This is a genomic window from Mycobacterium sp. NPDC049093, assembly GCF_040704635.1.
Taxonomy (GTDB): Bacteria; Actinomycetota; Actinomycetes; order Mycobacteriales; family Mycobacteriaceae; genus Mycobacterium.
Genome location: NZ_JBEZJS010000003.1, coordinates 59,778 through 73,217 on the forward strand (window position 1 = coordinate 59,778; position 13,440 = coordinate 73,217).

14 protein-coding genes and 1 pseudogene are annotated in these 13,440 nt (G+C 61.8%); 10 read left to right on the top strand and 5 right to left on the bottom strand.

Features of this window, described 5'->3' with window-relative positions; all coding sequences use genetic code 11:
• Positions 1-2: 2 nt before the first annotated feature.
• The 10 genes and pseudogenes from AB0876_RS10860 to AB0876_RS10905 form a co-directional block, all read left to right on the top strand.
• Positions 3-1,037, top strand: a complete 1,035-nt coding sequence (locus tag AB0876_RS10860) for a zinc-dependent alcohol dehydrogenase (RefSeq protein ID WP_526041957.1) — start codon at positions 3-5, stop codon at positions 1,035-1,037.
• Positions 1,038-1,232: 195 nt separating this feature from the next.
• Complete coding sequence (locus AB0876_RS10865) at positions 1,233-1,976, top strand: SDR family NAD(P)-dependent oxidoreductase (protein WP_526041958.1); 744 nt, start codon at positions 1,233-1,235, stop codon at positions 1,974-1,976.
• Positions 1,977-2,168: 192 nt separating this feature from the next.
• Positions 2,169-2,633 carry a nuclear transport factor 2 family protein gene (locus tag AB0876_RS10870; RefSeq protein ID WP_526041959.1) on the top strand — a complete coding sequence of 155 codons (465 nt, stop codon included), beginning with the start codon at positions 2,169-2,171 and terminating at the stop codon, positions 2,631-2,633.
• A 29-nt stretch (positions 2,634-2,662) separates the two neighbouring features.
• Positions 2,663-3,187, top strand: a complete 525-nt coding sequence (locus tag AB0876_RS10875; protein WP_526041960.1) for a Rossmann-fold NAD(P)-binding domain-containing protein — start codon at positions 2,663-2,665, stop codon at positions 3,185-3,187.
• 482 nt (positions 3,188-3,669) lie between these two features.
• Positions 3,670-4,248: a DUF308 domain-containing protein gene (locus AB0876_RS10880; protein WP_526041961.1), complete on the top strand. Its 579-nt coding sequence runs from the start codon at positions 3,670-3,672 to the stop codon at positions 4,246-4,248.
• A 330-nt stretch (positions 4,249-4,578) separates the two neighbouring features.
• Entirely contained in the window at positions 4,579-5,100 is a 522-nt protein-coding gene (locus AB0876_RS10885) for an RNA polymerase sigma factor (RefSeq protein WP_526041962.1), read from the top strand.
• Between the two features lie 217 nt (positions 5,101-5,317).
• On the top strand, positions 5,318-6,163 hold the full coding sequence (locus AB0876_RS10890; protein ID WP_526041963.1) for an acyl-CoA dehydrogenase family protein: 846 nt from the start codon (positions 5,318-5,320) through the stop codon (positions 6,161-6,163).
• Between the two features lie 30 nt (positions 6,164-6,193).
• A protein-coding gene (locus AB0876_RS10895; RefSeq protein WP_526041964.1) for an IS3 family transposase occupies positions 6,194-7,353 on the top strand; the annotation gives its coding sequence in 2 pieces (ribosomal slippage) (positions 6,194-6,485 and positions 6,485-7,353; 1,161 coding nt in all).
• Positions 7,248-7,763, top strand: a complete 516-nt coding sequence (locus tag AB0876_RS10900) for an acyl-CoA dehydrogenase family protein (protein ID WP_526041965.1) — start codon at positions 7,248-7,250, stop codon at positions 7,761-7,763. The genes AB0876_RS10895 and AB0876_RS10900 overlap by 106 nt, the downstream gene beginning before the upstream one ends.
• 142 nt (positions 7,764-7,905) lie before the next feature.
• Positions 7,906-8,630 (top strand): annotated as a pseudogene (locus tag AB0876_RS10905) (leucine zipper domain-containing protein); the annotation flags it as partial.
• Positions 8,631-8,691: 61 nt separating this feature from the next.
• On the opposite strand, the gene AB0876_RS10910 reads toward AB0876_RS10905, so the two are convergent.
• The 5 genes from AB0876_RS10910 to AB0876_RS10930 all read right to left on the bottom strand — a co-directional run bounded on the left by AB0876_RS10910 (position 8,692) and on the right by AB0876_RS10930 (position 13,256).
• Positions 8,692-9,432 (bottom strand): SDR family NAD(P)-dependent oxidoreductase, encoded by a 741-nt coding sequence (locus AB0876_RS10910; RefSeq protein ID WP_526042329.1) that lies wholly within the window; start codon positions 9,430-9,432, stop codon positions 8,692-8,694.
• Positions 9,433-9,582: 150 nt separating this feature from the next.
• Entirely contained in the window at positions 9,583-10,479 is an 897-nt protein-coding gene (locus AB0876_RS10915; protein ID WP_526041966.1) for a TIGR03619 family F420-dependent LLM class oxidoreductase, read from the bottom strand.
• Between the two features lie 250 nt (positions 10,480-10,729).
• Positions 10,730-12,073 carry an FAD-binding oxidoreductase gene (locus AB0876_RS10920; RefSeq protein ID WP_526041967.1) on the bottom strand — a complete coding sequence of 448 codons (1,344 nt, stop codon included), beginning with the start codon at positions 12,071-12,073 and terminating at the stop codon, positions 10,730-10,732.
• 51 nt (positions 12,074-12,124) lie between these two features.
• Positions 12,125-12,283, bottom strand: coding sequence for a DUF6616 family protein (locus AB0876_RS10925; RefSeq protein ID WP_526041968.1), 159 nt, complete (start codon positions 12,281-12,283; stop codon positions 12,125-12,127).
• 109 nt (positions 12,284-12,392) lie between these two features.
• The gene (locus tag AB0876_RS10930; protein ID WP_526041969.1) at positions 12,393-13,256 is read right to left on the bottom strand and encodes an alpha/beta fold hydrolase; all 864 of its coding nucleotides are present in this window, start codon (positions 13,254-13,256) and stop codon (positions 12,393-12,395) included.
• Positions 13,257-13,440: the final 184 nt, after the last annotated feature.

Sequence of the window (13,440 nt, forward strand, 5' to 3'; positions counted from 1 at the left end):
CGGTGAGAGCCCTACATTTCGTGAACGTCAGGGAACTCGAATGGCGCGAGCTGCCGGATCCTCACGTCCAAACGGGTGGCGAGGCGATTGTGCATCCCATCGCGTCCACGACGTGCGACCTGGACCGCAGCATCATCAATGGCCATGTCAATTTCGGTAGCGACTTTCCCATCGGCCACGAATGCGTCGCTGAGGTGATCGAGGTCGGTGATGACGTTCTCAACGTCAGACCCGGCGATATTTGCGTCGTGCCCTGGCACGTGAACTGTGGAACATGTCGGCAGTGTCGTCAGGGCCTCTCGGCGGCCTGCACCGCATTCCCTGGACTCTCGGGCTACGGAGCGCCGATTGCCGGAAACTTCGGTGGATTGTTCTCCGAGCTGGTACGCGTACCGTTCGCCGACGGCATGCTGACGCGGTTACCCGACAATGTCGATCCCGTGCGAGCGGCAAGTTGCGGCGACAACCTGACCGACGCCTTTGTGGCGGTGTGGAAGGGGCTTTCTCGGCACCCAGGCGCCGACGTCGTCGTCGTGAACAGCCTGCCCAGTCTTGGACTTTTCGCGGTCCAGCACGCCATGGCGCTAGGGGCGTGCAGCGTGGTGTTCATCGACGCTGATGAGCAACGACGCTCCCTCGCAACCAGTCTCGGTGCCGACGCCTACCCGTCTGCGTCTGCTCGTCTGCACCATGCCCGGTACCCGGTCGTGATCGGCGCATCGCCCAGCCCACGCCTGTTGGCCGATGCAATTAGTTGTGTAGCGCCCGGTGGACACTTGTCGAACCTGGCCATGGTCTTTGGTGCTGTCAACGTTCCACTATGGGATATGTATCAGCGCGACATGACGTTGTCGACTGGGTTTGTCAGTGTGACAACACATCTGGACACCGTATTCGCTCTGTTGGAGTCCGGGCGCGTCCAACCCGAGCGGGTCTTCAGCGAGCATCCATGGGAGCAGGCACCCACAGTCTTGACGGAACGACTACCTAAGCCGGTACTGACCGCACCACGCAAGCTCGCCACCGCATCCCCGTAGGCGTGAACACAGGCGACGGACCGCCCACCTCATCACGGCGTTGGCCGCTACGGGACGCGGCGGGTTCTGAACTAGCTGTGGAACAACGCCTTTCTAGCGTGATACGGGTCAGCTCGGGCGCGAAACCCGCTGCAAACCATCATGATCCGTGCCCTAAACAACACATCAGTTCGTAACAACTAGGAGACCTCAAAAATGAGCGCAACACTTACTGGACGGCGAGCACTAGTCACCGGTGGCTCGCGGGGCATCGGCGCGGAGATCGTGCGGCGACTGACCGTCGACGGCGCCGCAGTGGCGTTCACCTATTCGGCATCGAAGGCCGCAGCCGACGAGCTCGTCGCCGACATCACCGCAAACGGCGCTAAGGCAGTGGCGATACAGGCCGACGCCGCCGACCAAACGCAGACTGTAGCCGCCGTCGACACAGCGGCCGCCGAACTTGGCGGTCTCGACATTGTCGTGAACAACGCCGCCATCCTCTCGCCCGTACCGATCGACGAGTTCACCACAGAGCAGTACGACCGGCTGGTGGCGATCAACATCGGTGGCCCGTTCTGGACAATTCACCGCGCGCTCAAACATCTTCATGACGGCGCACGCATCATCACCATCGGCAGCTGCAACGCCGACCGCGTACCGTCACCCGGACTGTCGGCGTACGCGATGACCAAGGGCGCGATGTCGTCCTTCACGCGTGGACTCTCACGCGATCTCAGCGAGCGCGGCATCACCGTGAACAACATCCAACCAGGTCCGATCAACACCCACATGAATCCTGAGGACGGCGATCGCGCCGAGTACATGAAGCAGGTGACCGCGCTCGGCCGTTATGGACAGGCTAATGACGTGGCCGCATTGGTGAGCTTCCTAGCGGGCTCAGAATCCAGCTACATCACCGGAGCGAACCTGAACGTCGACGGCGGCTACACGGCGTGACGGCCACAGTACAGTCCTCAACTCCCCTGTCCTGTAAAGCACTACGACCTAGCGCCCAACGAAGCCGGCCGGCGTCCATGCCGCTACGGGCGCGCACTCAGAGGCAAACCGCAGCAGGAAAGACCGCCAATCCGTTGGACTTGGTAAACGGAAGATGCTCTCGCACCATCAATTGACACCGAGGACACTCACGTGACGGATCGGGCGAACGCGCGCACCACCTCGTCTAGTGACATCGAAGACATCGAAGAACTGGTTACCGAATGGGTCCAGCTCGGTTGGCGCCTGGCACCAGGAGCCACATTCGACTTCCGGGCGCTCCTCGGGCGGTTCTATGACTGGCACTCCCCCGGCGTCGTGCTTCACGACAACGCCGACCCAAGATGCAGGATCGCGCACTCGGCCGCCGAGTACGCGGCCGCCTGGGACAGCTGCCTCGCCAAGCTCGCCGTGCTGTCCAACACTGTCGACGACGGTCCATACGTCGTCGTATCCGGAGATCTCGCCGTGGTTGACGTCTGCTTCACCAGCCGATTCGAGTTCGACGGCGGACACACTGCGGTCGAACCTACCCGGAGTTCGCTGGCCCTGCGCCGACATGGCGACCACTGGTTGATCTTTCGCGAACACGGATCGGCCTTGCGCTTGCGCGCGTAATCACCTCTGTACACCAGAAAGGAACACCCATGACATCGCACCCCGAAAGCCCGACCGATCGGGAAGGCGTCCTCGTCATCGGTGCCGGAGAACTCGGTACCAGCGTCCTAGACGCGCTGTCCAAGCACACCGACCGTTCCTCGGAGCTGCGCACCCTCACGCTGATGGTCCGCCCAGCCACCTCGGCCCACGCGCGCCGCCGTGCCACCACACCCGAGGACATCGGAACACTCACGGCCGAGATCGTCCACAGGCAACCGCGAGTCGCCAACCAGATCGTCTACTTGGCCGGCGACACCATCAGCTTCACCAGGCTGGCCGACATAGTCGACGAGGTCCGCGGCACATCCGTCACCCGCACCGAATGGCCGCTGCCATATCTACTCGGAGAGCTCGAGCGCCACCCGACGGACTCCATGAAGAAGTATCACGCCATGTTTGCGGCAGGCCGAGGGATTGCCTGGCCAAAAGAGCACTCCTTCAACGTGATCCACGGGATACCGACGACCGATACCGCGTCCTGGGCACGCAAGAACCTCCCCCGCCTGGCGTGATCCCACCCAGAAGTCGTCTCCAACCGCCCGGTAACGGATAATTTGTAGCCCCGCACACGAATACGAATCTTATGGTCGAGTTGCCAACTATTCTCGCGCGCAAGCCACGACGTCACCCGAGACATAAGCGCATCCCTTTTCGAATAGCGCTAGAAGGTTCAGCAGCCTAGACAAGGCTACCTACCAGAAGGTAGGCTCATCGATGGTAGCTCCTTCACAAGCGACTGCCGAGTTGTGGAGATTCGTGCAGCGGTTACCAGGTCGACTAGTGATCGACAAACCTCAATCAGGTACATAGGCGCTCAATATCTAGACCTAGGGCAGACCATCCAGTAGATAGGTTTATGGCAGAGCGGTGCCCTGTGCCACGCATATGCGGCTGAGGCTGGTGCCGCTGCGCGCAGGGCATGAAACGGGCCGGAGCCGATGGGACAAGTACTGCTCTAGGTTGCCGTGCCTCCAAATAGTTGACAGGAGAAGACATGACAACGACGACTAGCAAGCCAGGCAGCAATGTGGTCGGTAGTGCTTGGCTGAAACGGTATTACTTCACCCGGGCTGGGTTCTCGATCGTGTGGGTGGGCGCTGTTTGTGGTTTGGCGGATGGTCCGGTAGCGGTGTTGGCTGCGTTGTTATTGGTCTATCCGGCCTGGGATGCGGTGGCCAATATCGTTGATGCGCGGCGCAATGGCGGTATCCGGAGCAATCCCACGCAGGCTTTCAACGCGGCAGTGAGTGTGGTCACCACGATCGCGGTGGCGATTGCCTTGAGCCAGAGTATGAATGCGGTCCTGGCTGTGTTCGGCGTGTGGGCAGCGATGTCAGGGATCCTGCAACTGGCGACGGGGGCCCGCCGGTGGAAGAGCTATGGCGCGCAGTGGCCGATGATCGTCAGTGGTATCCAGTCTGCAATGGCGGGTATCAAGTTCTTGGTCGAGTCGAATTCGCCTGACGTACCGACTATTACGACCATCGCGCCGTACGCGGCCTTCGGCGCCTTCTACTTCTTGATCGCGGCGATCTGGCTGACCGTCGGCGATGCCCGTCGCAGCAGGGGATGAGATTGCGGCGTCGACGAAGGTAGTTCCCGCGAGCAGCATCACGGTGGTCCCCCGGAGCCGCAATCAAGCGGCTCCCCCCGGGGCACGCCCGTCGACGCCCTGTGTTCGGACACCAAGGTCCGGAGAAAACCACCCAGGACTCAGGCGATCAAGGAGATTGCTTCGGTGATAGTAACGCGACAAGTTGATGAGCCGGTGCCAGCTGGTGTTGGTCATCGTCAGTGTGGCGGGTGTCCCACTTCGTCTGCCGTGGTTCGTCGTTCGACTGTTAACGGGCAGCGTGCTCTTGCGGGACCGCACGGAGATAAACACCTCAATGATGAGCGGTTTGTGCGAGAGACCGCGCAAGTGCGCGAGTTTCTGGTGCGCAACGCATTCCGGTTAACTCAGCAGCGCGCAGATGCTGAGGACCTCGTGCAGGAGACGCTACTGAAGGCGTATGTATCGTTTGGTAGTTACCGTGAAGGTACACAGCTGAAATCGTGGTTGGCGCGGATCATGACGAATGCGTGGATTGATAGGCATCGTTCGAGTCAGCGTCGTCCCGCAGAAATACTGAGCGCTGAGGTGATGCCGCGGCATTCGGTTGACGCGTTCCACGCTGCAAGTGTGGTGTCTGCCGAAGTGCAGGCATTGCGGTCGCTTCCGAGCGAGGTTGAGTCGGCGTTGCAGATGTTGCCAGATGAGTTGCGCGAGATTGTGTTCTACGCATGTATCGCTGAGTATCGCAATACCGAGATTGCCGCGTTGTTACATATTCCGGTAGGTACGGTGGGCTCACGCTTGCATCGCGGTAAGGCGTTGCTCCGCGATGCTCTGGTGGCCCCGTCGCCGACTGACCTGCAACGGTAGTCGAATCTCCTGCCAGAGACCCACATCAGGGATTCGAGACGTCCAAAAGTCGGAATCCACCTGTGCGCCAACGGGTGTGGCTTGAAGCTGGCATCGTCAGCGGCGGCAAGTCCGGGCCGGAAGTCCTCGGATAGTGGTCTGCGGAGGCTTCATCGGATCGATCACCTGAGTACACCGTTCCTTAGAAGGGAAACAGCTAGCGATGGGAGACCTATTAATGGCAACAAAGCGGGATATTCCAAGCCACGCAGAGCTGGTAGGCAGGGCGCGGGAGCTGCGGCCACTGCTGCGTCGGCATGCATCCGAAGGCGAAATCAACCGCCGGCTATCGGACGAGGTGATCGATGCGCTGACAAAGGCGGGGCTGTTCCGGCTGTTCACCCCACGCAAGTTCGGCGGCTATTCGTCGCAGCTGCAAACTCTGGTCGAGGTGACTGAGACGCTGGGCGGCGCCGACGGTTCGGCGGCGTGGGTGGTGGCCATTGCTGCCGCGGCCGACTGGGGTATCGCCCACGCCAATACGCGGGCCCAAGAGGAGGTTTACGGAGACAACCCAGACGCTCGGGCGGCAGGAAGCTTTCTTCCGAGTCCTGCCCGCCGCGTTGAGGGTGGCGTACGTGTCGATGGCAGGTGGGCGTATGCCTCAGGTTCACCACATGCAGACTGGGCCGTGATCGGGACGGAAATCGCAAGTGAGAGCGATACACCTGACGGGTATCTGGCACTCGTACCGCGGTCAGATATCGCGTTGGAAGACACGTGGCACACCGTAGGTATGCGCGGGACCGGCAGTCACACTTGGCTAGGCGAGGACGTCGTAGTGCCGGAATATCGGTTGACACGAATGAATGACCTCATCGAAGGAACGCCTGGACACGAAGAACCGCTTTACCGGTTGCCGGTCGGCCCGATGGGCCCGTCGACTCTAATGGGCACACTGCTCGGGCTGGGGCGCGCTGCATTGGATTTCGTCATCGAAAACTGCGCATCGAAGGCGGTGACCCATACCGTGTACACACGTCAGAGGGGACTGCCCCCGGTTTGGTTGACTCCTGACCTGTGAGGATTCGTCCTTGCTGGAAGGATCAATCTCGTGCCGAAACCGTTTCCTGCCGAGTTCCGTGCTGACGTCATCGCTGTGGCCCGCAAGGGCGAGGCGCCGTTGCGCCAGATCGCGAAAGACTTCGGGATCTCGGAGGCCTGCCTGCACCGCTGGCTCAAGATCGCTGACCGCCAAGACGGTGTTGACCGAGCCGGGTCGCCGGCCGCCGCGGACGACGTGGCCGCGCAGCTGCGCGAAGCACACAAGCGGATCAAGCTTCTCGAACAGGAAGCCGAGGTGATGCGCCGCGCGGTCGGATACCTGTCTCGGGACGCCAACCCAAAATGATGTACCCGCTGGTCCTCGACCTTGCCGCTGACGGCGTGCCCGTCACGGTGACCTGCCGGGTTCTGGGGTTTTCCACCCAAGCTTTCTACAAGTGGCGCAAAGAACCTCTCTCGCAGCGGGATTGGGACGATGCGCACCTGATCAACGCTGTCCGTGATATTCATGCCGATGACCCTGCCTTCGGGTACCGGTTCATCGCCGACGAACTGCCCGGCCGCGGGATCACCGCCGGCGAAAACCGTGTCGCGCGGTTGTGCTCCCAGGAGCGCATCTGGTCGGTCTTCGCCAAGAAACGAGGTCTGAATCGTCGATCCGGACCACCGGTGCATGACGACCTCGTGGAGCGGCTGTTCAGCGCCCAGGCCGCCAACCAAGTGTGGCTGACCGACATCACCGAGCACCCCACCGATGAGGGCAAGCTCTACCTGTGCGCTATCAAGGACGTGTACTCAAACCGCATTGTGGGCTACTCCATCGACTCACGGATGAAGTCCTCGCTGGCGGTGGCCGCACTGGATCACGCGGTGGCGTTGCGCTCACCGGTCGCGACGATTGTCCACTCCGACAGGGGTAGTCAATTTCGGTCGCGAAAGTTTGTCCAGGCCCTGTCGCACAACGGGTTACACGGCTCGATGGGTCGCGTCGGCGCGTGCGGCGACAACGCCGCCATGGAGTCGTTCTTCGCCCTTCTCCAACGCAACGTGCTCGACCGGCAACGCTGGTCTACCCGAGCCGAACTGCGCCTGGCGATCGTGACTTGGATCGAGCGGACCTACCACCGGCGGCGCCGGCAACGAGCACTCGGCAGGCTCACCCCGATAGAGTTCGAACTGCTCCACACACCAGTCGCAACCGCGGCCTGAAATTCACACCCCGCGAGTCAACTGAACCCGGGGCAGTCCCGAGTGACTCGGTAGCGGTGCAGACCCAGATCGCCGAAGCCGCGCTCAAAATCGACACCGCCCGATTGCACAGTATCGCCATCGTTGACAAGCTCGATGCCGCTGCAAACACTTCAGGCACCATTGAAGACGCCGTCCGCGCCTGGATGCGCGCCTCATCGGGCTACGCCGTCCAGCAGGTGCTCGACGCCATCCAACTCCTCCTAAGCGTGCACGGCTCGGCGGCGTTCGCCGAATCGAATCCCCTGCAGAGGATCTGGCGCGATGCCAACGTCGCCGGCAGGCATGCTGGCCTCAACGCCGCCGTCGGTTACGAGGTGCTCGGCAAGGCGCTGCTCGCCGTACCAGAGCAAATTACCCCGATGGTGTGATTCAGTTTCTTCGATTCAAGGCCCAGTTGTGATGTCCAGGGAGGTTGTCCCGTTCGGTATCGGTGAGTCTTTGTGACAGGTGAAGGCCTCCGGTTGTGAAGTGGAGACGTCTAGGAACCGTTTCATCAACCAGGAGGCCTTCATGTCCCACGCTAACGCTGCTTTTGACCCCGCGCGCACGTTTGAGGCTTGCCCAGCTCATTGTTGATGAGGGTTGGACCTATGCCGCAGCTGCCAAGATGTTCATGGTCGCCGCTCGAACCGCCAAGAAGTGGGCTGGGCTGATCGCTTCCGCGCTCAGGGTGCGGCCGGGATGCTAGATCGCAGCTCGCGGCCGCATGCCAGCCCGAACAAGACCCGTCCAGATGTCGTACGTCAGATCGTGGATCTGCGGTGGCGCCGCCGACTCGGCCAGGAGCAGATCGCCGGTCAGCTCGGCGTGGACGGCCTCGACCGTCCACGCCGAGCCGACCCGATGCCGGATCAACCGGCACCCTCAATCGACTGGGTCACCGGCAGACCACCACGCCGCTACGAACACACTCACCTTGGATCGCTGATTCACGTCGACGTCACCAAATTCGCTAACATGCCCGACGGGGCGGCCACAACATTGTGACCCGGCACCGCACCGGTCCACGGTATCGGCCAAGATCGAAATTGCCTTCGTGCACAACGCCATCGACGATCACTCCCGGATCGCTTACGCCAAGATCTGCGGCACATGAGAAAGCCGCCACCGCGATCGGTGTGCTGCAACGGGCGGTGACGTGGTTCGCCCATCATGGCGTCACTGTCGAACGCGTCCGGTCCGACAACGGCTCGGCGTACAGGTCCCAGGTCCTATGTATGGCGTGGGGCCTACGCCGACCTGCTCCCTGTCACGGCGAAGACTCTGGGCTGAGTCGAACCCGGTTCTTCGGCGGTGTTAGGCCGCGTAACCGCCGTCGATGTTCCAGTTGGCGCCGGTGACGAAACGGGAATTCGGGCCGGCCAGATAGCTCACCACACCAGCCACCTCAGGAGGCTGGCCGTAACGGCCCAGCGCAATGAAATTCTTGCTCGCTTCGGCATATTCACCGTGGTCTGGATTCATGTCAGTGGCGATCGGTCCGGGCTGAACGTTGTTGATGGTAATGCCGCGTTGCGCCAGCTCACGGGTAAGCCCGCGGGTCAACCCGGAGATGGCTCCCTTCGTCATGGTATACACGGCCAACCCCGGAATCGCCAACCTGTCGGCGTAGACGCTGCCGATGTTGATGATCCGGCCGCCATCACCAAGATGAGGAATCGCGGCCTGAATCGTGGCGAAGACGCCACGCACGTTGACGGCGACCATTCGGTCGAACTCCTCGAGAGGCAGTGACTCGGCATCGCCGAAGACACCCACGCCGGCGTTGTTGACCAGAATGTCAAGGCCTCCCAGCTGCGAAACCGTCTCCTCGACCGAAATCGTCACCTGCTCGGGGTCGCTCGCGTCGGCTCGAAGCGCAACTGCCATCCCGCCGTCGGCTTGGATCTCGGCGATCAGCTTCGCCGATTCAGCCTCCGCGGCTCTGTAGGTGAACGCCACTGCGGCCCCATCGGCAGCCAGGCGCCGCACTATCGCTGCCCCGATTCCGCGTGCGCCCCCGGTCACCAGCGCTCGTCGTCCGGTCAGGTGTGTCATGTGGCGATCCGCCTCTCGTCGATGGAAGTCTTCTTTTGATGAAACGTCGGAATCCGGGCAAGCATTCACGCCAAGGTCAGACGAGCTGGAGACATAACCCGCCTTCTCCCGGGCAGTGCGCCGCAAGGCCGGCGATGGCGCCTGAGGTGTTTACCAGACCGCCATCTGCATGAGGTGACCTGCGGCATCCAGCCTCGCGTCGATCGTTGGGTAGGTGAAGGCGAAGTCCACGATCGCTTCGTCAGCGCCCTGCTCGGCGGTGCGGGCGAGCCGATCAGCCAATTGGACAACGGACTCGCCGGGCACACCGTTGACACGGACAAGCTTCTTCAGTTGGTCAGGGTCGCGCCCGGTCTCCTCGGCTGCCCGGCGGGCGGTCGACCACAACGACTGGGCCTCCTCCTCGGGAATTGTGTCAAACCCGATCCATCCTTCAGCCCGTCGTCCGACCCGGGTGAGCGCAGCCAGGCTTGAGCCGCCGAGGAAGATCGGAGGCCCGCCGGATTGGATCGGCCGCAGATCAATCCGCGACGGCGGCAGGGAGATGAAAGAACTCTCGTATTCGACCGGGTTGGTGGTCCACCAGGTGTGCAGGAACGAGAGCATGTCATCGAGCCGGTCCCCGCGCGACGACCACGGTAGCCCCAACGCGTCGTACTCGTCGCGCATCCATCCGAGGCCGAACCCGACATCAAGCCGGCCGTCGCAGAGAACGTCCAAAGTGGTCAGCGTGCGGGCCAGGTGAATCGGTTGATGCAGCGGCGCGTTCAGAGTGCCGATATTGAACCGTATCCCGGTGGTGACAGCCGCGGCGGCGGCAAGGACCGGGAACGGATCGCCAAAGGCGCCGAGCGTTTCCAGGTACGCCGCCCAGACTTCGTCATCGCCCCCAGGAGGATAGCTGTGGATCTTGAGCGGAGTGAACAGGCGATCGGCGGCCCAAAGTGTGTCGTAGCCCATCTCTTCGATGTTCACTACGAACCGGCGCAAATCTGCGACGCTGCCCATGGCCGATCCGTACTGCGGTAGACCCATCCCAAGTTTCATCGGTCCGATGTTCCCTTCCACTGTAGTTTTGCGACAGAAATGGACGTTCTGCCCACATATGGACGGCAGGTTCGTTGCCGCCTCCGTGTCGTAGACGTCTGTTCGAAATAGTCATACGATCAAGGGCTCGAACCTCGCCCGAAGTCAGTAACCGAGCGATCTATGGCCTAGTCGTCAATGGCAGGAGCTCGGTCTTCGCACAGCGGAAATTCGATCCGGCGCAGGACTCCATCTCGCGGTACTCATCAGCCTACTTGTGTTGCGGAAGTATTGTTGCGGCGAAGGTTTTGGTGCTGTCCCAGCGATCCTTGATCTTGAGCAGTCGCTCGCCGTTCGGCCCGTAGGCCATATCGGCTTGGCTGTGCTGATCCGGCCCGATGAGGTTCGGATAGCCACCCGGCAGCGCGTGCGCACGAAGTTCGTCGTAAAGGGATTGCGCCCACTTCCGGTGCGGCGCACCGTCACCGGGTTCCCACGCAGCGAGAATCTCGACCATGTAGTGCGGGCTTCGGATGCCGAATGCGGTGTCGCCAACACTGATGCGCGTGGACGCGCCATGAAAGTGGTGGATGGACACCGCGCTCAACGGACTCGTCCGCCTTGAGCCGGCGTCGACGAGCGCGTCGATGGCTCCTGCCGACAGTCCTGCAACGTTGACGGTGCGCATCTCATAATGATTTCCCCGGGCCACGAACGCATCGAGCAGGTGCAACTGCACGCTCGGCGGCATCGGCGCCACCTCATCAACCACGGGGTTGCCGAGTCGGCGAACCTCATCGATCCAGCGCATCGCAACGCCGGAGTCCCCCGCCCACGTCGGCGCCAGGAACAGGGACGGATGTCCGTCGGGACCGGAGATCACTCCGCATTGCACAGTGAGCTGGTCGGGTATCGAGGGCACCAGCGCGTCGTACCTGTGCAGAACAGCAGCGGCCTGCTGCCAGGGGAACAGCAGCACGCCGGTCGTCAAGGTCGCAACTGCGTGCAACCGCACCCGAATTCGCGTCACGACACCGAAATTGCCGCCGCCACCACGCAGCGCCCAGAACAGGTCGGGCTCATGAGTTGCATCGGTGGTGACCATCTGTCCGTCGGCAAGTACCACCTGCGCTTCGATCAGGTTGTCGACTCCCAAACCGGCGATCCCGTTGAGTGGACCGTAACCACCCCCGAGGGTGAAGCCGACCATACCGACATCGCCGACCGTTCCCGTCGCCGCAGTGAGCCCATACGATTCGGCGGCCCGAACCACATCATCTGCGGTCGCGCCGCCCTCGATAATCGCCTCGCGGGCAGACGGATCGACGCGCACCTCGCGCATGGCCGACAAGTCGAGGACAAGTCCGTCCTCATTGAGTGCTCGACCTGCCCAATCATGCCCGCCACCACGCACTGTGACCGGGAGGCCATGTTCGCGCGCGAACCGCACGACTGCCTGCACCTCATCAGGGGTCTCCGGCTGCGCCACAACAACTGGTCGTACCGTGATGGCGCCATTCCAGACTGCTGTGGCGCCGACGTAAGCCGATGTGCCTGGCAAATGCACACGCCCGGGCACGAGCCGTTCGAGTTCTTCGACGACGGTTGACTGCATTTCCTGCACCTGGGCTCCCTGCGCGGAGGTCGACACCGACAAATCACGCATCTACTGACCCGATGCCGCCACGGTCTGCAGAACAGTGCCGTCCGCCTGCAGTGCGGCGAGAACGCCCACCGCCTTGCTGATGCAAGCCTCTCGCTGTGGAGCGTTCAACTCGATCCACGTCTGCTTATAGTTGTACATATCGACAAACAGCTGTTGCACGACAACACCTTTCACAAGTTCGAACCGGCACATCACGAACCAACGCAGACGACCCCGACAGGCCTTTGGCTAATTACTTGAACGGCGTGGACGACTCAACTTTGCCCCATCATTCGCCCCTCCGAGCGGTATGAGATCGAACGAATTCCATAGTTATTTGGGTGAATTGGTCAGAGGCCTCCAACTGAGGCATATGACCAACGCCTTCGAACAGGTGTACCTGCGCGTGCGGAAAGACTCGACGTGCCGTCTCCATGTGCTTCGACGGCAGAACACGGTCTCCGTCGCCCCACAGGATCAAAGTCGGCCGGGTATACCTCGACACCTCAGCCAGCAGGTCATTCCGCCATTGCGATCTCACTCCACTCACTGTCGCCAGCGACCGGGCGGTCTCATGAAAAACCGTTCCTGATACCGGGTTTCGGGCTATACGCATCGCGTGGTCTATCGCCTCGTCGGATACCAGCGACTTATCGACGTAGACAGCCTCTTCAACCATTCGAGTACTCGTCCGGCCGGGATGACGTGCCACAAAACTGCCGATGACTGGAGTAGCGATCAAACGCAGCATGGGATGTACCTCGGATCCGAACCCAGCGCTGCCGACAAGAATCAATGAGGCTACCCGTCCGGGCGCAACGGTGAGCATATGCAAAGCGCAGGCTCCACCGAGCGAGCTTCCGATAACGTGCACGGGCCTGACTTCGCCAACCGCGTCGAGCGTATCGACCACGCTTTTGGCGAGCGCTGCAAGCCCCGTTTTGACGGGGAGACGCTCGGAGAACCCTGAGCCTGGAAAATCCAGTGCAACCACGCGGAACCCGGCATCACGATACTGCACGAACTGGTTGTCCCAGTCCTCCAGACTCCGTGCAATACCGTGCAGCATAAGGATCGGAGGTCCGGCCGGTTCCCCCTCGACACGGACACGCATGCGACGACCTTCTACGTCTATGAACGTGGCGCCCGTCACTTGCACACTCCTCTACGTCGCACGCCGCCTGAGCTCATCCATCCGCGGGGAAGCCAGCGGCTGTTCCTTCTTCCTGCTTTCTAAACGACTCGTATGACCGATCCATTCGCCAACCACAGCATCTCGGCCAGTCCTCATGTCGTCGCCGGTCCTCCGGGATGCCCACGCGTGCCGAGATGGTCAC